The organism is Mesorhizobium sp. W016, from assembly GCF_054719485.1.
Genome location: NZ_JBTTIF010000002.1, coordinates 1526782 through 1544372, shown reverse-complemented (window position 1 = coordinate 1544372; position 17591 = coordinate 1526782). Strand labels below are relative to the sequence as shown.

At 62.2% G+C, this 17591-nt stretch carries 15 protein-coding genes and 1 tRNA gene; 8 read left to right on the top strand and 8 right to left on the bottom strand.

Going from position 1 to position 17591, the window contains the following annotated elements:
* Positions 1 to 293 precede the first annotated feature (293 nt).
* From ACYG9V_RS07915 to ACYG9V_RS07890, 6 genes are all read left to right on the top strand, one after another.
* Positions 294 to 369: transfer RNA gene (locus ACYG9V_RS07915), tRNA-Thr, on the top strand.
* A gap of 491 nt (positions 370 to 860) precedes the next feature.
* Positions 861 to 1049: a hypothetical protein gene (locus ACYG9V_RS07910; protein ID WP_023715289.1), complete on the top strand. Its 189-nt coding sequence runs from the start codon at positions 861 to 863 to the stop codon at positions 1047 to 1049.
* Positions 1049 to 2230: an acyltransferase family protein gene (locus ACYG9V_RS07905; protein ID WP_023669499.1), complete on the top strand. Its 1182-nt coding sequence runs from the start codon at positions 1049 to 1051 to the stop codon at positions 2228 to 2230. Before ACYG9V_RS07910 ends, ACYG9V_RS07905 begins: the two co-directional genes overlap by 1 nt.
* Positions 2227 to 3339: a glycosyltransferase family 2 protein gene (locus tag ACYG9V_RS07900; protein WP_352763873.1), complete on the top strand. Its 1113-nt coding sequence runs from the start codon at positions 2227 to 2229 to the stop codon at positions 3337 to 3339. Before ACYG9V_RS07905 ends, ACYG9V_RS07900 begins: the two co-directional genes overlap by 4 nt.
* Positions 3336 to 4382 carry a glycosyltransferase family 2 protein gene (locus ACYG9V_RS07895; RefSeq protein ID WP_023682048.1) on the top strand — a complete coding sequence of 349 codons (1047 nt, stop codon included), beginning with the start codon at positions 3336 to 3338 and terminating at the stop codon, positions 4380 to 4382. Before ACYG9V_RS07900 ends, ACYG9V_RS07895 begins: the two co-directional genes overlap by 4 nt.
* On the top strand, positions 4382 to 6178 hold the full coding sequence (locus ACYG9V_RS07890) for an ABC transporter ATP-binding protein (protein ID WP_027049321.1): 1797 nt from the start codon (positions 4382 to 4384) through the stop codon (positions 6176 to 6178). The genes ACYG9V_RS07895 and ACYG9V_RS07890 overlap by 1 nt, the downstream gene beginning before the upstream one ends.
* Before the next feature lie 123 nt (positions 6179 to 6301).
* Here ACYG9V_RS07890 and ACYG9V_RS07885 read toward each other — a convergent pair whose 3' ends face one another.
* From ACYG9V_RS07885 to ACYG9V_RS07865, 5 genes are read right to left on the bottom strand one after another with little or no spacing between them, the layout of a single operon-like run.
* Positions 6302 to 7132 carry a dipeptide ABC transporter ATP-binding protein gene (locus ACYG9V_RS07885; protein ID WP_023669495.1) on the bottom strand — a complete coding sequence of 277 codons (831 nt, stop codon included), beginning with the start codon at positions 7130 to 7132 and terminating at the stop codon, positions 6302 to 6304.
* Positions 7132 to 7977, bottom strand: a complete 846-nt coding sequence (locus ACYG9V_RS07880; protein ID WP_023692618.1) for an ABC transporter ATP-binding protein — start codon at positions 7975 to 7977, stop codon at positions 7132 to 7134. The genes ACYG9V_RS07885 and ACYG9V_RS07880 overlap by 1 nt, the downstream gene beginning before the upstream one ends.
* Positions 7977 to 8861: an ABC transporter permease subunit gene (locus ACYG9V_RS07875; protein WP_050485757.1), complete on the bottom strand. Its 885-nt coding sequence runs from the start codon at positions 8859 to 8861 to the stop codon at positions 7977 to 7979. Before ACYG9V_RS07875 ends, ACYG9V_RS07880 begins: the two co-directional genes overlap by 1 nt.
* A gap of 26 nt (positions 8862 to 8887) precedes the next feature.
* Positions 8888 to 9895, bottom strand: a complete 1008-nt coding sequence (locus tag ACYG9V_RS07870; protein WP_023692619.1) for an ABC transporter permease subunit — start codon at positions 9893 to 9895, stop codon at positions 8888 to 8890.
* A 47-nt stretch (positions 9896 to 9942) separates the two neighbouring features.
* A complete protein-coding gene (locus ACYG9V_RS07865) occupies positions 9943 to 11541 on the bottom strand; it encodes an ABC transporter substrate-binding protein (protein WP_023669491.1) in 1599 nt (532 codons plus the stop codon).
* 476 nt (positions 11542 to 12017) lie between these two features.
* Between ACYG9V_RS07865 and ACYG9V_RS07860 the strand changes: the two genes are divergently transcribed.
* Together ACYG9V_RS07860 and ACYG9V_RS07855 are read left to right on the top strand one after the other, a co-directional pair.
* A complete protein-coding gene (locus ACYG9V_RS07860; RefSeq protein ID WP_023682052.1) occupies positions 12018 to 14009 on the top strand; it encodes a long-chain fatty acid--CoA ligase in 1992 nt (663 codons plus the stop codon).
* Between the two features lie 28 nt (positions 14010 to 14037).
* Positions 14038 to 14745, top strand: a complete 708-nt coding sequence (locus ACYG9V_RS07855) for a class I SAM-dependent methyltransferase (RefSeq protein WP_031198174.1) — start codon at positions 14038 to 14040, stop codon at positions 14743 to 14745.
* A gap of 84 nt (positions 14746 to 14829) precedes the next feature.
* Here ACYG9V_RS07855 and ACYG9V_RS07850 read toward each other — a convergent pair whose 3' ends face one another.
* The 3 genes from ACYG9V_RS07850 to pgi form a co-directional block, all read right to left on the bottom strand.
* Positions 14830 to 15051 carry a hypothetical protein gene (locus ACYG9V_RS07850; protein ID WP_155922478.1) on the bottom strand — a complete coding sequence of 74 codons (222 nt, stop codon included), beginning with the start codon at positions 15049 to 15051 and terminating at the stop codon, positions 14830 to 14832.
* 69 nt (positions 15052 to 15120) lie between these two features.
* Positions 15121 to 15852, bottom strand: coding sequence for an HAD family hydrolase (locus tag ACYG9V_RS07845; protein WP_023688783.1), 732 nt, complete (start codon positions 15850 to 15852; stop codon positions 15121 to 15123).
* Entirely contained in the window at positions 15849 to 17492 is a 1644-nt protein-coding gene (pgi, locus tag ACYG9V_RS07840) for a glucose-6-phosphate isomerase (RefSeq protein ID WP_460221930.1), read from the bottom strand. Before pgi ends, ACYG9V_RS07845 begins: the two co-directional genes overlap by 4 nt.
* Positions 17493 to 17591: the final 99 nt, after the last annotated feature.

Genomic DNA, 17591 nt, shown 5'->3' with positions numbered 1-17591 from the left:
CAATCAACGGGCGAGCGCCCGCATTCTGCCTTACAGGCCTGTTCAACGCCCATTTCGATGCCTTTTAGCAATAAAATCAGTCCGTTTGCCGCCTTGCCGGGCGATTTGCGCGCAGTCCGGCGCGACGTCTCCGCGTAATCGAAAAAGCAAACGAGGCGATGGCTTATTCCGCGCCAATGGAAAATGACGGGACGAATTGCCGGATCCAGCCTTGAAATCACGGTTGCCCATCTTGAATTAGCGGCCGGTTGAGTCTATCACCCAGCCGATCCTGGAGGCTTCGCGCTTCCTGGGCCGCTTTAGCTCAGTTGGTAGAGCACATCATTCGTAATGATGGGGTCAGGTGTTCGAGTCACCTAAGCGGCACCAGTTCTCCATCCGACGCAAGCGTGACGGCAGGTGCAAGGCTAATGCACGTCACTCCCTACGCCAACACCGGCACTTCCTGTCTGCCTCGTCGACATGCGCCATATGGCCGCCGCCACAGGATTGCGTCGTCAGACGCTTGACCATCGACTATGCTGCATCGCGCAAGATCGACAGCCTAGAGAACCCGACAATACAAGCATAATTTATAAGATACAAAACCACTATCTTAGAATAATCTTCGTCAATTTTGACCTATATCAGACACTCCGGATTATAGTTGTGTAATTAAACCGTGCCTTTCTGACATGGTACTACTGCTCATGCAGCATTGCGGACGTGAAAAACCCTCAGCGACGCAACGCACTCGCAAATCATACCCATTTTTAGCACTAACTCACACAAATATTACAGCTCGATAGATATTTTGTGTTGCACTGCACCATTGCCCGGTTGCACCATTTCTTGGGGGATTTGGTACTGGGAAGTGCGCCGTGGAAAATTCCGCCAAGTTGATCAGCTTGAATTTTTCGCTGGCCAGCACCGATTTCGAGGCTGTCCCGCGCACAAGGCGCGGGTTTGATGTTGTCGGCGCACTCTCGACGCTGGCAGGCCTCGACCTGAGGCCCGGAATGCAGGGCCGCTGGCTTCATCGGAGATTTCAGACCGGCGGAAATGGCTGATGGCGGTCGCGCGTGACAATCAGTTGGACGCTCTGCGCGCCATCGCTGTCACGATGGTTCTCTATTCCCATTTCCTTGCACCCAACGGGTCCTCCTTTTGGGGCCACATCGGGGTGCGGCTTTTTTTTGTGCTGAGCGGCTTCCTGATCACACGACTGCTGCTCGAAGCGCGCGCCGCGGCCGAATTCAAAGCCGGCCCTGCATTGAGTTCCTTCTACATCAGGCGCGCGCTGCGCATATTCCCGCCCTATTTCGCCGTGCTTGGGTTCGTCTGGCTGACCGATCTGGAGCAGTCCAGTGGATCGCTCGTCTGGCATGCGCTTTACCTGTCGAATTTTTGGTACGCGCTGCGCAACGAATGGACGCCCTGGCTACTCTGCCATTTCTGGAGCCTGAGCATCGAGGAGCAGTTCTATATCGCCTGGCCGCTGGTCGTGCTTCTCGCACCCCGCCGGCGGGTGGAAGCGATCACTATCGGCGTCATCCTGTTGTCGCTGGCCTATCGCTTCTACTGGCCGATCACCGCCACCCCGGCGCTAGCGCGCGACCTGCTGCCGCCAGCATCGATGGACGCGCTGGCGTTTGGTGCTTTGCTTGCCTGCCGGCGGACCAGAGGCGCCGGCCTGCCGCAATGGATGCGGCTAGGCTGGCCAGCCCTTGCGGCTGTCTTCCTGGCGATTGAGTGGCTTATCCCTGCGCCGGCCGATCCTATGCTGGAATGGGCCCGCTGGGCGTTGCTGCAGATCCTGCCCCTGGTGCCGCTGGTGGCCGTTGTCGCCGCCTGTTCAGCCGGCCTTGGCGGCGTCCTCGGCAGGGTTTTCGAACTGCCACCGCTGCTGTCACTGGGCCGCATCAGCTACGGCGTCTATCTTTACCATCCGATCCTTCTGTCGCTCGCCGTCAAGTCACAGCCCTGGATCCCGCTCAATGTCTCGGAGCAGGGGCCAGGGCGTTTCCTGGTCGCGAGCGCCGCCACGATCGCCGTCGCTTCGATCTCGTGGACGGCTTTCGAAAAGCCGCTCAACGGCCTCAAGCGCCGCTTCCCCTATGTAGCGCGCCGCCGCTCCCAGGCACGCTCTGGCGATGCCGGCTGGCTCGGCAGGGCGGCGGACGCCTATCCCGGCGGATCCCCCGATGGCCGCGCCGCACTCGAACTCCGGCGAACGGATGCGCAGAGATGACCACCGCGCCGCTCGTCTCCGTCCTGCTGCCGGTCTACAATGCCGGGCCTTATCTCACCGCTGCGCTGGAGAGCATTCTGCGGCAAGACTACGATCGCCTGGAGGTCATCGCTATCGATGACGGATCGACTGACAACTCGCTCGAGATTCTCGAACGATACCGCCGGGCAGACAATCGCGTTTCTGTCATCTCGCGTGAGAACCGCGGCCTCGTCGCCACCCTCAATGAAGGGCTACGACTGGCCCAGGGCGAGCTTGTTGCGCGAATGGATGCGGACGATGTCGCCTATCCCCGGCGCCTCTCGCGCCAGGTCGCACTGTTCGAGCGGCGGCCCGATCTCGGCTTCTGCGGCGCCTGCGTTGATACCTTGCTTCACGGCCGTATCGCCAAAGGCAGGCTAGACCCGGTGTTCCGGCTCGGCCGGCTCGACATATTGTCGATGTTCTTTACGATATTCTTACATCCGACGGTGATCTACAACAGGAATGTCATTGGGAACAACGATCTCTATTACGATCCCAAATATAGACATGCCGAGGATTTTGATCTCTTCAGACGGCTTGCCGGCCGTTTCCCGGCGACCATATTGCCCGATAGCCTGCTCGTCTATCGCATCCATGCGGGAAGCGTAACCATGCGGCATGCCAAGGAAATGCGCAGGACGCATTTGCGGATCGTGGCCGAAAATCTCGAGCGTGAGGGGCTTGCGGAAACCACAGCGGATCTGCGCGACATCGGCGAGGCCGTCTCTTTCGACACGGTTTCGCGCGCAGCCGATTTCATCCGTGCGCTCGAAGAGCGGATTTCCGAGCTGCCGACCGACACACGGCCAAGCTTCGAGGCAGGCGCGCTGAACCTGTTCTATTTCCTCTACCAACTCGTCGGCGACGAAGGAGAACCGCCGCTGACCCACGAATTGCTCACGCGGACGGCGAGATGGAATTTCATCCGGCGCCGCGAACAATATGCGCTGCGTCCCGGCGTCTGGGCGCCTTGGCTCAGCCTGCTCTCGATAAGGGCCGGAAAGCGGGCGGACGCGGTGGCCTACTTCTTCAAAACCACGCCGGCCGAAGGGGTGCTTGCGCGTTATCAGCGGGGACTGGTATGACCGACAGGCCCCACCCGCTCCTGCGCGATCACCAGTTTGCGAGTGCGCCGGTCCCGACATCTCCCCGATCGGAGCGGCCGTCGCTCGAGGTCAGTTTCATCGTCTGCACGCGCGACCGCGCCGCTGTGCTGGAGGCTTGCATAGCCTCGATCCAGGCCGCATGCCGGGTGCACGCCACCTTCGCGGCAGAGTTGGTGGTGGTCGATAATGGTTCACGGGACGGCACGTCAAAGCGGCTGGCCGCTATCGCCGAAACTTCCGACATCCCAGTCACAGCCGTCTCGGAGACTCGCCCCGGACTAGCCGCTGCCCGCAATGCCGGATTGGCGCGAGCGCGAGGCCGCGTGCTGGTCTTCGTCGACGACGACTGCAAGCTCGACCGCGACTATCTCCGCGACCTGGAGCGGCACTACCGGAGTGGCGAGAAGTGGCTGATCCGCGGCGGCCGGGTCGAACTCGGTGATGCCCGGGACCTGCCCTTCACCATAAAGCTCTGCGAGGCAAGCGAGCGGCTGACCCCGGCGGTCCACCCCGGCGGCTTCGTGCTCGGCTGCAACATGACCATGCACCGCGACGTCGCGGCCCGCATCGGGTCGTTCGACGAACGCTTCGGCGCTGGCGGCCCGCTACGCTCGGCTGAAGATACTGATTATCTCGTGCGGGCGATGCTGCTCGGCATGCCGGTCGAGTATGTGCCCGACATGACGGTCTTGCATCATCACGGCCGGCGAGACCGCAAATCGATCGACAGGCTGCACCGCGACTATAGCCTCGGTAATGGTGCGCTGTGCCTGAAACATGTCCGCCACGCCCCTTGGCTGCTTCGCCATGTCTATTGGTCCGCGCGGGCCGCGTTCAGGGAACTGGCGGGCCGTCCTCGCTTTGACCGCGACCTCGATCTGTCGCACTGGCCTATTGTCGTAATGAATCTGGCAGGTGCCGCCAGATTTGCGCTGCTCGTCATGATGGGATGGCCAAAACGGCTGCCGCTGCGCCACGACCGAGAAGCCAGCGAAGCCAATGCGGAGGCCAGAGCGCGATAATGTCACTGATTCCGTCAGCCCTGCCAATGCTGCGCCGCGCGCTTGGTGGCAGGCTGTTGCGGCTCGTTCCCGTCGTGGTGGGGCTCGGGCTTGCGGGCGCCGCGCTGGAAGGCCTCGGCATCGGTCTCATCATTCCGCTGCTCGGCATCATTATGGGACGTGGCGAAACATCAGGCATGGCCGGTTTCTCCGCCCTCCTCCAGCAGGTTGGAGCGGACCTCGGCGAGCGCCAGCGGCTGATCGCCATTTCGGCCGCGATCCTCGGTTCGATCGTACTGAAAAATGTCTTTGCCTTCGCCAACACTCTGCTGACCAGCTACATCTACGGCAAGGCAGGTTATTCGATCCGTAGCGCACTGTCGGAGCAGTTGCTCAGGGTCGGCTACCCCTTTTTCCTGCAGCAAAGCCCCGGGCGGCTGCTCAACATCATCTCCAACGAATCCTGGCGAGCATCCGACGCTATCCAGGCCCTGCTCGGCGCGATCGTCAGTGCCTCGGCCGCCGTCATCCTGCTCGCCTTCCTCCTGCTCCTCTCTTGGCAGATGACGCTGCTGGTGACTCTAGGGCTGGCGCTTGTCCAGCTGGCGCACGGGGTTTTGTCGTCCAATCTGAAGGCGCCGAGCCGCAGCGTCGTCTCGCGCAACAGCGCACTGGCGTCGCAGATGCTGCATCTGGTGCATGCCGGGCGCCTGATTCGCATCTTCGGGCAGGAGAACCGTGAAAAGGCGGTCTTCGCCAAAGCGTCCGACGGGGTGCGGCGGGCGGCTTTCGTGCTTTCAATCCGCCAGGGCGTCTTGCCGCCACTGACCGAGGTATTGCACGCGATGCTGTTCCTGGCGGTGGTGATCGGAGCCTGGCTGGCGAATGTAAGCTTCCCGCTGACCGTCGCCTTCCTCATCCTGCTCTACCGACTGCAGCCGCATATGCGGGCCTTGCAGATGTCCTGGAGTCAGTTGCAAGGCATGAGCGGCTCGCTGGAGGAGGTACAATGGCTGCTCGATCCTTCCGACAAGCCCGAGGCGCCGCAGGGCAGCCTGCCGTTCGACGGCTTGCGCCAAGGGATCAGCTTCGATGATGTGAGCTTCGCCTATTCCGGTCCCCTGTCAGGCCCCGACGCGCGCGAGGCGGTGCTGCATAAGGCGGTGTTCGACATCCGCAGCGGCCGCTCGACGGCGCTGATCGGCCGCTCGGGCGCCGGCAAGACGACGATCGTCAATCTCCTGTGCCGCTTCGTCAAACCCGACAGCGGCAGGATCCTCGTCGATGGGGCACCGCTCGATGAAGTGGACCCAAGCCAATGGCGGCGGAACATTGCCTTGGCCAGTCAGGAGCTGGAACTGGTCGATGGCACCATTTTTGAAAACATTATCTACGGCTACGACACGGCGTCGGCCAGCGACGCCATGCGCGCCGCAAGGCTGGCCGAGGCACATCAATTCATCGAGCACCTGCCGCAGGGCTACGCGACACTGGTCGGATACCGGGGCATCAACCTGTCAGCCGGACAAAGGCAAAGGATCGCCCTGGCGCGGGCGCTGGTGCGCGATCCCGATATTCTCATCCTCGACGAAGCCACCAGTGCGGTGGATGGGTTGTCAGAAGCCGCTATTGTCGAGACGCTGAAATCGCGGGCCGGCCGCCGCACCACCATTGTCATCAGTCATCATTACAGCACCATATCGTTCTGCGACGACGTGGTGATCTTGAGCCGCGGTCGGGTGAAAAAACAGGCCCCCTTCGCAACCCTGGCAATGCTCAGCATGGACGAGCTTTACCAGCACGGAGCGGGTGAGTGATGGGGCGCACCCCAACCTGCGACGCGGCTTGCGCCCGGCAGCTCGCAGATCGCGATCAATCCTGCCGGCAAACCACCGCCGCGACGCATTTCCGATTGTTCAAAAACAATTCTCGGTGAGAGGTCAGGCGGCCTTCTTCTTCGCCAGCCGCGCCTTGATCGAGGCGACGTCGGCGCGCGGCGTCGCGGCGAACAGCGTCCTGGTGTAGTTGTGCTTGGGGTCGGCGAAGACCTCCTCGCGCGAGCCGTATTCGACGGCTTCGCCGAAATACATCACCATCACATCGTCGGCGATGTAGCGCACGACCGACAGATCGTGGCTGATGAAGACATAGGTCAGCTGGAATTCGTCCTGCAGGTCGGCGAGCAGGTTGAGCACCTGCGCCTGCACCGAAAGATCGAGCGCGGAGACCGGTTCGTCAAGCACCAGCAGGCTCGGGTTCAGCATCAGCGCGCGGGCAATGGCGATGCGCTGGCGCTGGCCGCCCGAGAACATGTGAGGATAGCGATTGTAGTGCTCGGTTCCGAGGCCGACTTTCTTCAGCATCCTCATGGCGAGGTCGCGCCGCTCTTCGGCCGGCTTGTCGGTGTTGATGAGCAGCGGCTCGCCCAGCACATCGCCGATCTTTTGGCGCGGATTGAGCGATCCGTAAGGGTTCTGGAAGACGATCTGCACCTTGCGGCGCATCTCCCTGGTCAGGCCGTTCCTTGCGATGTCGACCTTGTTGCCGTCGATGAACAGTTCGCCCGACGTTGCCGGATCGATCAGCGTGATGATGCGCGCCAGCGTTGACTTGCCGCAGCCCGATTCACCGACGATGGCCAGCGTCTTGCCCTTGTCGACGCTGAACGAGACGCCCTTGACCGCATGCAAGGTGCGCGCGCCGCGAAACAGGCCGCCGCCGACGTGATAGTCGCGCACGATGTCCTTGCCTTCGACGACCTTGATGCTCATCAGACGCCCCCGGCAGCTGGTTCGAACAGCATGTCCGAGACGGTCGGCAGCCGGTCGCCGACGGCATTTTCCGGCAGCGCCGACAAAAGCGCGCGGGTGTAATTGCTCTTCGGCGATTCAAACAGCGACAGCACGTCGGCCTCTTCCATCTTGCGGCCCTTGTACTGGACGATGACGCGGTCGGCGGTCTCGGCGACGACGCCCATGTTGTGGGTGATCATGATCAGGCCCATGCCGTATTTGACCTGCAGCGAGACCAGCAGGTCGAGGATCTGCTTCTGGATGGTAACGTCGAGCGCGGTGGTCGGCTCGTCGGCGATCAGAAGCTTGGGATTGCAGGCGATGGCGATGGCGATCATCACCCGCTGGCACTGGCCGCCCGACATCTGGTGCGGGAACGAGTTCAGCCGTTCGGCCGGCTCGGCAATGCCGACCTGCGTCAGCAATTCGATGGCGCGCTCGCGACGCTGGGCCTTGTCCATGCCCATATGGAAGCGCAGCACTTCCTCGATCTGGAAGCCGACGGTGAAGCACGGATTGAGACTGGCCATCGGCTCCTGGAAGATCATCGACATGTCCTTGCCGACGATCTTGCGACGGTCGGCCGGGCTCATCTTCAGAAGATCGCGACCGTTGAAGCTCATCTGGTCGGCAGTGACCGTCGCCGTCCACGGCAACAGCCCCATCACAGCCAGCATCGACACCGACTTGCCGGAGCCGGATTCGCCGACGATGGCCAGCACTTCACGTTCGTTCACATGGAGCGAGACGCCATCGACCGCGCGGAACGGGCCGGATGCGGTCTGGAACTCGACGACGAGATTGCGGATGTCGAGCAGCGCCATTACGACCTCCTCAGCTTCGGATCGAGCGCATCGCGCAGACCGTCGCCGATCAGGTTGATGGCAAGCACGGTGATGAGGATGGCCAGACCGGGGAAGGTCACCACCCACCAGGCGCGCAGGATGAATTCACGCGCCGAGGCGAGCATGGTTCCCCATTCCGGTGTCGGCGGCTGGGCGCCAAGGCCGAGAAAGCCGAGAGCGGCCGCCTCCAGGATGGCGTTGGAGAAGGACAGCGTGCCCTGCACGATCAGCGGCGCCAGGCAGTTGGGCAGGATGGTGCGCAGCATAAGCCTTATATGGCCGGCGCCGGCGACCTTGGCGGCGACCACATATTCGCGGCTCTTTTCGGCCATGACGGCAGCGCGCACCAGACGGGCAAAGTGGGGTTGCAGGACAAGCGCGATGGCCAGCATGGCGTTGAACAGGCCGGGGCCGAGGATGGTGACCAGAACCAGCGCCAAGAGCAGCGACGGGAAGGACAGGATCAGATCCATGACCCGCATGATCGCCACGTCGACCCAGCCCCGGAAATAGCCAGCCAAAAGGCCGAGCGTGATGCCGCCGACAAGCGCCAGCGTGACCACGACGGCGCCGATGAGCAGCGAGAAACGCGCGCCATAGAGCAGGCGCGAGAGCATGTCGCGGCCGACCGCGTCGGTGCCAAGCAGATATTCCATGCTGCCGCCTGCCTGCCAGGCCGGCGGACGCAAGAAAGCGGTCTTGTCCTGGATGTCGGGCGCATAGGGCGCGAGCAGCGGTGCAAAGAGCGCGGCCAGCACCAAAAGGATGAAGACGAACAGGCCGATGACGGCGCCGCGGTTTACCGAGAAATAGTGCCAGAAAGTCCTGAAGCCGGTCAGTCGGTCAGGGTTGCCGGCGGCCATCGGGGCGATTTCGGTCGACTGGCTCATCACGCCGCCCTGATGCGCGGGTTGATGACGGCATAAAGCACGTCGACGATCAGGTTCACGGCCATGACGATAAGGGCGATCAGCAGCAAGCCTGACTGCACGACGACATAGTCGCGCTTGGATATGGATTCGACCATCCACTTGCCGATGCCCGGCCAGGCGAAGATGGTTTCTGTGAGAATGGCGCCGGCGAGCAGGGTACTGACCTGCAGGCCGATGGTGGTGACCACCGGGATCAGCGCATTGCGCAGCGCATGCACGCCGATGACGCGGGACGACGACAGGCCCTTGGCGCGGGCGGTCCGCACATAGTCTTCGCCCAGCACTTCGAGCATGGCCGAGCGCGTCTGGCGCGCGATCACCGCCAGCGGGATGGTGCCGAGCACAATTGTCGGCAGCACCAGGTGGCTCAATGCCGAGCGGAAAGCATCCCATTTGCCGTAGAGCAGGCTGTCGAGGGTCAGGAAGCCGGTGATCGGCTTGATAAAGAACTGAAGGCCGATGCGTCCTGAAACCGGGGTCCAGCCGAGATAGCCGGAGAAAAAGATGATCAGCAGCAGACCCCACCAGAAAATCGGCATGGAATAGCCGACAAGGGCGGTGCCCATCAGCCCCTGGTCGAACCAGGAGCCGCGTTTGACCGCAGCAATGATGCCGGCCGGGATGGCCAGCACCATGGCGAAGATCATGGCGAAGACTGAGAGCTCGACGGTTGCCGGGAAGAGCGTCATGAAATCTTCGATGACCGGCCGCTTGGACGAAATCGACACGCCGAAATTGCCGGTCGCGGCATCGCGGACATAATGCGCGTATTGCTGCCAGATCGGCAAATTGTAGCCGAACTGTTCCTTCAGTTCCGCGTAACGCTCGGGCGACACGCCATGCTCGCCGGCCATGGCAAGAATGGGATCGCCGGGCAGCAGCCTGACGAAAGCGAAGGCGCAGATGGTGATGCCGATCAGCGTCGGCAGCACCAAGACGATTTTGTTTAGGAGATATCGGAGCATCTTGAAAAGCGGGCGGCGCCTGATTGCGCGCCGCCCGCCTAACAGTTCTATTCGGCCTTGTCGACGCCGTCGAAGCGATGAATGCCGAGCGGGTCCATCATGAAGCCGCTGACATTCTTGCGCACGACTGCGTAGACCTGGCTGTGTGCCATGAGGAAGGCCGGAGCCTGCTTCTGGAAGACAACCTGCGCCTCTTCATAGAGCTTGGTGCGTTCGGCCTGGTCGCTGGTCTTCTTGGCCTTCTGGATCAGATCCTCGAAGTCCTTGTCGCACCAGCTGGAGTAGTTCGACACGCCGATGGCCGAGCAGGCGAACAGCGTGGCGAAGAAATTGTCCGGATCGCCATTGTCACCGGTCCAGCCGATCTGGAAGGCGCCCGGACGCTCCTTCTTCTTGCCTTCTTCGCGGTACTTCGTCCACTCGTAGCTGACGATCTCCGCCTTGACGCCGACCTTGGCCCAGTCAGCCTGGATCAGTTCGGCGGCGCGCTGGAAGTTCGGGTTGTAGGGACGGACGCGGTCGGAGGCCCAAAGCTGGATCTCCTTCAATCCGGCATCGGCCAGCACCTTCTTGGCGGCTTCCGGATCATAGGCGTCGGACTTCACGTCCTTGTTCCACGACCACATGGTCGGCGGGATCAGGTTTACGGCCGGCGTGGCGCCGGCGTCCTGGAACAGCGACTTGATGAGCGATTCCCGATCGATCGCCTGGTTGAGCGCATGGCGCACTTCAGGCTTGTCGAGCGGCGGGATGGTGGTGTTATAGCTCATATAGCCGATGTTGAGGCCAGCCTGATCCATCAGGGTCACGTCGGCGTTGGCCTTGATCGTGCCGATGTCGGCAGGATTCGGATAGGGCGCGATATCGCATTCGCCGGCGAGCACCTTCTGGATGCGGGCGGTGGCGTCAGGCGTGATCGCGAAGACGAGATCGTCGATCTTTTCCTTGCCCTTGAAGTAGTCCGGGTTGGCCGCATAGCGGATGACCGAATCCAGCTGGTAGTCGACGAACTGGAACGGACCTGTACCGACCGGCTTGGTCGAGAAGTCGGCCATCTTGCCGTCTTTTTCCAGCTGGTCGGCATATTCCTTCGACACGATCGAGGCGAAGTCCATGCCGAGATTGGCCAGCATCGGCGCGTTCGGCTCGGTCAGCGTCAGCTTCACGGTCAGGTCATCGACCTTTTCCCACTTGGCGACGTATTTCGGCATGTCCATGCCGGTGTAGTAGTCCCAGGTCAGGTTCGGCAGGTACTTCTCGCCGTTCCAGGGGTTTTCCTTGTTGAACTGGCGATCGAACGAAAAGACGACGTCGTCGGCATTGAAATCACGCGTCGGCTTGAAGAAATCCGTCGTCTGGAACTTCACGCCCGGATGCAGGTGGAAAGTATAGACCAGGCCGTCGTCCGAAATCTCCCATTTGTCGGCGAGACCGGGCACAACTTCGGTGCCGCCATGCTTGAACTCGACCAGGCGCGAATAGACGGTGCGCGACGAGGCGTCGAAGTCGTTGCCGCCCGTCGTGGTACCCGGGTCGAAGTTGGCCGGCGAGGCCTCCGAGCAATAGACCAGCGTCTTGGCATTGGCCACACCGCCGAGGACGCTTGCAGCCAGCAACGCGGCTGCAAAAGTCAGTTTCTTTTTCATTGAGCACTCCCTGATGTTCTTCCAAGCCCCTCTATAGGCTCGCGAAGCGCGCATATAAGCACCGTTTTTCCGGCTTTGGAACACCCTGTTTGCCTACCCCACCGTAAGCAGAAAATATTTCTCGGTCTTTGACGAACTGCAGAAACAAATAGCAAAATCTGCTAATCACGGGATTGTTAACGACCGCATTTTTTCATTGATCGCAGCAATCGTAAGCCAAAAATCCACAAGCCTGGGTTTCGCCACCGAGATGACCGGACGGCATTGCCTGAGCTGGCATCGCGGGAAGGATTTCGACGGCAAATCTTTGCCGTCCTGCCGCTGGGGCAAGACTTGCACGGCCGCCGATAGTCGCAATAGATAGATGACACGCTGGATTTTCCGGAAATCCGCGACATCGCTGCAGCGGAGGACGCCTCACCACATCGAGGCGGCGCAGCAGGAGCAGGCAACAGAACGACCGAGGGAGGCTAGAGGTGGCGAAAGCAACAAAGACAACGGCCCCGGCGAAAGCAAAAGCGGCGAAAGCTTCAAAACCGGCCGCCGCTGCCGCCAAGTCGAAAGCGCCACCGGCCAAAGCCACTCCCGCCGTCAAGCCAACGGCAACCTCGACGCCGGCGAAGGCAAGCGCCAACCCGGCAGCGAAACCTGCGGTCAAGCGCGCGGCGAAGACAACACCCGCTGCAAAGCCCGCCCAGCCGCCAGCCGCGAAGACAGCCGCGGCGAAGCCCGCCTCGAAGCCGTCGCCGGGCGCGGCCAAAAAACTGCCGAATACGCTGACGGCGCTTGCCGCGGGCTTGCCGGAAAAGCCATGGCTAAAAAGCTATTCGAAAGTCGTGCCGGCGGAGATCGGCGCCCTGCCCTACAGTTCGATCGGCGACTTCCTCGTCGGCGCCTGCAAGCAGTTTTCCGGCCAGCCGGCATACGTCTGCATGGGCAAGTCGATCTCCTATGCCGAACTCGAGCGGCAATCGGCCGCCTTCGGCGCTTATCTGCAATCGAAGGGCCTGCAGAAAGGCGCACGCGTGGCGCTGATGATGCCGAATGTGCTGCAATATCCGGTGGCGATGATGGCCGTGCTTCGCGCCGGCTATGTCGTGGTGAACATCAATCCGCTCTACACGCCGCGCGAGCTCGAACATCAGCTCAAGGATTCCGGCGCGCAGGCGATCGTCATTCTGGAGAATTTCGCCAGCACCCTGGACGCGGTGATTGCCAGGACGGCGGTCAAGCATGTGGTGGTCGCGGCGATGGGCGACATGCTCGGCGGCCTCAAGGGCACGATCGTCAACCTGGTCGTGCGCCGGGTGAAAAAGATGGTGCCGGCCTGGTCGCTGCCCGGCCATGTCAAGTTCAATGCGGCGGTGAAGGCCGGCGCCGGCATCGCCTTCAAGCCGGCCAAGATGGAAGCCAGCGACGTCGCCTTCCTGCAATATACAGGCGGAACCACGGGGATTTCCAAAGGTGCTGTGCTGCTGCACTCCAATGTGCTGTCCAATGTCGCGCAGAACACGCTGTGGCTGCAGGACGCCTATGCGATCAAGCCGAAACCGGCGCATCTCAACTTCATCTGCGCGCTGCCGCTCTACCATATCTTCGCGCTGACGGTGAACGCGCTGATGGGCATGCAGCAGGGCGCCCAGAACGTGCTCGTTCCCAACCCGCGCGACATTCCCGGCTTCGTCAAGGAGCTGCAGAAATACCCGATGCACATTTTCCCCGGCCTCAACACGCTATTCAACGCGCTGCTCAACAACGAGGATTTCCGCAAGCTCGACTTCAAGCCGCTGATCATGACGCTGGGTGGTGGCATGGCGGTACAGAAGGGGGTTGCCGAGCGCTGGAAGGCGCTGACCGGCAATTCGATCACCGAGGGCTACGGGCTGTCGGAGACCTCGCCGGTGGCGACCGCCAACAAGTTCAGCGACAGCAATTTCACTGGCACGATCGGCCTGCCGCTGCCGTCGACCGAGATCGTCATCCGCGACGATGACGGCAACAACCTGCCGCTCGGCGAGGTCGGCGAGATCTGCATTCGCGGGCCGCAGGTCATGGCCGGTTACTGGAACCGGCCGGACGAGACCGCCAAGGTGATGACCAAGGACGGGTTTTTCAAATCCGGCGACATGGGCTTCATGGACGAGCGCGGCTACACCAAGATCGTCGACCGCAAGAAGGACATGATCCTGGTCTCCGGCTTCAACGTCTATCCCAACGAACTCGAGGAAGTCGTCGCCCAGCATCCGGGCGTGCTCGAAGTGGCGGCGGTCGGCGTGCCGGACGAGCATTCGGGCGAAGTGCCGAAGCTGTTCATCGTCAAGAAGGATCCGGCGCTGACCGTTGAGGCAATCACTGCGTATTGTCGCGAGAACCTGACCGGCTACAAGCGGCCGAAATACATCGAGTTCAGGACCGAGCTGCCGAAGACGCCGGTGGGCAAGATTTTGCGCCGGGCGCTGCGGGAATAATTTGAACGGCGAGCCTGGCGACGGCGGGATGGCGGACGATAGTCGGCGTCCCGATGCAGTAGTGTTCATCAAGGCGAACCTGCGGCTTGCGCCCGTTCCCGCCCTTCGTGAAATCCAGCTCTATACGGCTCATTCCGGCAGCGGCCTGAGGCGGCTTGTCGAGTGGCGAGCTCATGGACCGGAAGACGGCAGCCAGACCGAGGAGCACGAAGCTGAGCCGCAGCCGCCCTACTGGGCCTATGCCTGGGCCGGCGGCGCCGTGCTGGCGCGCTATATACTCGACCATCCGCAAATCGTGGCCGGTCACCGCGTGCTCGACCTCGGCGCCGGCTCGGGCCTCGTCGGCATCGCCGCCGCCAAGGCCGGCGCCAGCGCGGTGATCGCCGCCGAGAGCGATCGCAACGGCGTCGCCGCGATCGGCCTCAACGCGTTGGCCAACGGCGTCGAGATCACCATTGTCGACCAGGATATCACCACGGGCCCGCCGCCAGCGGTCGATCTCGTGCTTGCCGGCGACGTGTTCTACGGCCGCGAGGTTGCTCTGCGGGTGATCCCGTTCCTCGACCGCTGCCTGGCAGCCGGCATCGAGGTGCTGGTCGGCGATCCCCGCCGCGCCGATCTGCCGCTGTCGCGGCTACGATTGCTCGCCGAATATCAGGTGCCGGATTTCGGCGACGCAAAGGGTGATGTGACCAAGCCGAGCGGTGTGTTTTGGTTCGAGCCGGAAGATTGCTAGCGCGACGCGGCAAAGCCCAGTCGCTCTGAATGGCCGGATTCTACTCATTGTGGACAAACCTCAAGGGGCAGAAAATAGATTGGATTAGCCGTTGATAGGAGAAGTCGAATGGCGTGGATTAAAGTTGTTCAACGTATCGGCTTCATAGTTTGCCCAAAGTGCGAAAATCGCGGCTTCGAGCTTCAGCCTGGCGAAGACATCGATAACGCAAGCGCCAAGATCAGGTGCGGCAGATGCGGGTACGTTTGCTCTGCTGATGAGTAGCCCACTATGTCCGAAAACAAACCAGAAGCTCCATAGTTTCATGGCTGCTTCCCCCAACTCGGCCATTGGCGGGGAAATCCCGAGCCGAATTGAGTTTGCCCCAGGCCCCCGTCAGACCGTCTCCTTGACCCGCGCCGACAGAAAGTCCGGCAAGTCGGCAACCGAATCCAGAACGACATCGGCGATCGACGCCAGCGATTCCCGCGTGCCGGTGCCGGAGAGCACGCCGACCGCCAGGCCGCAGCCGCCGGCACGCGCCATCTCCAGGTCGTGGCGGTTGTCGCCGACCATGGCGATCTCGGACGCCTTCAACCCGGTCAGGTCGCAAAAGGCGACGATCGTGTCCGGCGCCGGTTTCGGATTGGCGACCGCGTCATAGCCATAGGCGGCGGTGAACAGCTGCGCGACGCCGAGCGTGACCATGGTCTTTTCGGCACCGGCAGTCGAATCATTGGTGGCGACGCCGAGCCGGTAGGATCGCTTGTGCAGAGCCGTCAGCGCCGCGACGATGCCGGGCAAGGCCACCGCCATCGATGAGCCTTGCACCGAGGTGATCTCGTTGAAACGGGCGACGGCCAGCATCTGGTCCTCGTCGGACAGACGCGGGAACCATAGTTCGACGACATCCATGTTGGTGCCCGAGGCGAAGATGGAATCCGGCTTGAAACGCTTGGCGACAAAATCGAAGCCCGCCGCTGAAAGCAGCCTGTCGGCTTTCCAGCGATCGCCCTCGGCAGCATCCATGGCCATGAAATCGGCGATGCCGAGCCAGGTCGCGTTGAAATCGACAAGCGTGCCGTCCTTGTCGAACAATATGCCCTTGATGTCGGCCGGATTTTTCATTGCGCCCCCCGCAGTTGCTGGATGCGCGCCACCAGCCCGGCCGTCGATGCGTCGCGCTTGGCGGCGCTCTCCTTGCCTTCCACGACTGGCAACAGGCCGGTCGCCAGCTCCTTGCCGAGCTCGACGCCCCATTGGTCGAAGGAATTGATGTTGAACAGAGTGCCTTCGACGAAGACGCGGTGCTCGTAAAGCGCGATCAGCCGGCCGAAGGTGCGCGGGTCGAGCTTGCGGTAGAGGATCGTCACCGAGGGGCGGTTGCCGGAGAAGACGCGGTGCGGGGCTATTCTGTCGACATCGGCCGGCTTCATGCCCTTGGCCAGCATCTGCGCGCGAGCCTCGTCCAGCGTGCGGCCCTTCATCAACGCTTCCGATTGGGCCAGGCAATTGGCAAGCAGTAGATCGTGCTGGTGCTTCAGATCCGGCTCATGGCCGACGGCAGCGGCAAGGAACTCGACCGGGATGGAATCGGTGCCCTGGTGCAGCAGCTGGAAGAAGGCGTGCTGGCCATTGGTGCCGGGCTCGCCCCAGACCAGCGGTCCGGTCGGCGTCGTCACCGGCGTGCCGTCGAGGGTGACGCCCTTGCCGTTCGATTCCATGTCGAGCTGCTGCAGATAGGCCGGCAGCCTGGAAAGGCGCTGGTCATAAGGGATGACCGCACGCGCCGGATAACCGCAGATCACGCGATGCCACCAGCCGACCAGCCCCAGCAGCGCCGGCAGGTTCTTCTGCAGGGGTGCGGTGCGGAAGTGCTCGTCCATCTCATGCGCGCCATCGAGGAAGGCGCGGAAGTTGCGCGGGCCGATGGCGATCATCACCGGCAGGCCGATGGCGCCCCACAGCGAATAGCGGCCGCCGACCCAGTCCCAGAAGCCGAACACGCGATCCGCTTCGATGCCGAACTTGGAAACCAGGTCGAGCGCGGTCGAGACGGCGGCGAAATGCTTGCCGACAGCTTCCTTGCCGAGCGCCTTCTGCACCCATTCGCGCGCCGTCTCGGCATTGGTCATCGTCTCGACCGTGGTGAAGGTCTTCGAGGCGATGATGAACAGGGTGGTTTCGGCCGACAGGCCCTTCAGCGTGTCGTGGATATGGGCGCCGTCGATGTTGGAGACGTAGTGCGCGCGCGGGCCGTCGTGATAGGGCGCCAGCGCCAGCGTCGCCATGGCCGGGCCGAGATCGGAGCCGCCAATGCCGATGTTGACAATGTCGGTGATTTTCTTGCCGGTGGCGCCGGCGGCCTTGCCGGAGCGAATGGCGTCGGCGAAAGCGCCCATGGCGTCGAGCACGGACAGCACATCCGCCTTGACGTCCTGGCCATCGACGGTGACGCCCTTGCCCGAGAGGTTGCGCAGCGCCGTGTGCAGCACGGCGCGGTCTTCGGTGATGTTGATTTTCTTGCCGTAAAACATTGCGGCGCGGCGACCTTCGAGATCGGCGGCGGCGGCGAGCTTCTCGAGCAGTTCCATCGTGCCCTGGTCGACCGCGCATTTCGACCAGTCGAGCAAAAGGTCGCCGTCGCTGGCCGAGAACGTCTCGAAGCGCTTGGGGTCGGCGGCAAAAGCCTCGCGCATCGTACCCGATGCCGCCGCGCGCGCAGCACGCAAGGCGACAAGCTGTTTGTCGAAGGAGGAATGATCCACTTTCGGCTCCTGATCGTTTTTCACGACATCTTATCAGACCGGATGTTTCCGGCGCGTGTCGTCGCGCTGATCTTATTGAGCCGAATTCCGCATGTTTCA

Excerpts from the sequence above, each read along its gene's own strand:
- ACYG9V_RS07895 (WP_023682048.1), top strand. The coding sequence starts at position 3,336 with ATGACCGACAGGCCCCACCCGCTCCTGCGCGATCACCAGTTTGCGAGT.
- ACYG9V_RS07890 (WP_027049321.1), top strand. The coding sequence starts at position 4,382 with ATGTCACTGATTCCGTCAGCCCTGCCAATGCTGCGCCGCGCGCTTGGT.
- ACYG9V_RS07870 (WP_023692619.1), bottom strand. The coding sequence starts at position 9,895 with ATGCTCCGATATCTCCTAAACAAAATCGTCTTGGTGCTGCCGACGCTG.
- ACYG9V_RS07855 (WP_031198174.1), top strand. The coding sequence starts at position 14,038 with ATGGCGGACGATAGTCGGCGTCCCGATGCAGTAGTGTTCATCAAGGCG.
- ACYG9V_RS07900 (WP_352763873.1), top strand. The coding sequence starts at position 2,227 with ATGACCACCGCGCCGCTCGTCTCCGTCCTGCTGCCGGTCTACAATGCC.
- ACYG9V_RS07905 (WP_023669499.1), top strand. The coding sequence starts at position 1,049 with ATGGCGGTCGCGCGTGACAATCAGTTGGACGCTCTGCGCGCCATCGCT.
- ACYG9V_RS07875 (WP_050485757.1), bottom strand. The coding sequence starts at position 8,861 with ATGGCCGCCGGCAACCCTGACCGACTGACCGGCTTCAGGACTTTCTGG.
- ACYG9V_RS07885 (WP_023669495.1), bottom strand. The coding sequence starts at position 7,132 with ATGAGCATCAAGGTCGTCGAAGGCAAGGACATCGTGCGCGACTATCAC.
- ACYG9V_RS07880 (WP_023692618.1), bottom strand. The coding sequence starts at position 7,977 with ATGGCGCTGCTCGACATCCGCAATCTCGTCGTCGAGTTCCAGACCGCA.
- ACYG9V_RS07850 (WP_155922478.1), bottom strand. The coding sequence starts at position 15,051 with ATGAAACTATGGAGCTTCTGGTTTGTTTTCGGACATAGTGGGCTACTC.
- ACYG9V_RS07865 (WP_023669491.1), bottom strand. The coding sequence starts at position 11,541 with ATGAAAAAGAAACTGACTTTTGCAGCCGCGTTGCTGGCTGCAAGCGTC.
- ACYG9V_RS07845 (WP_023688783.1), bottom strand. The coding sequence starts at position 15,852 with ATGAAAAATCCGGCCGACATCAAGGGCATATTGTTCGACAAGGACGGC.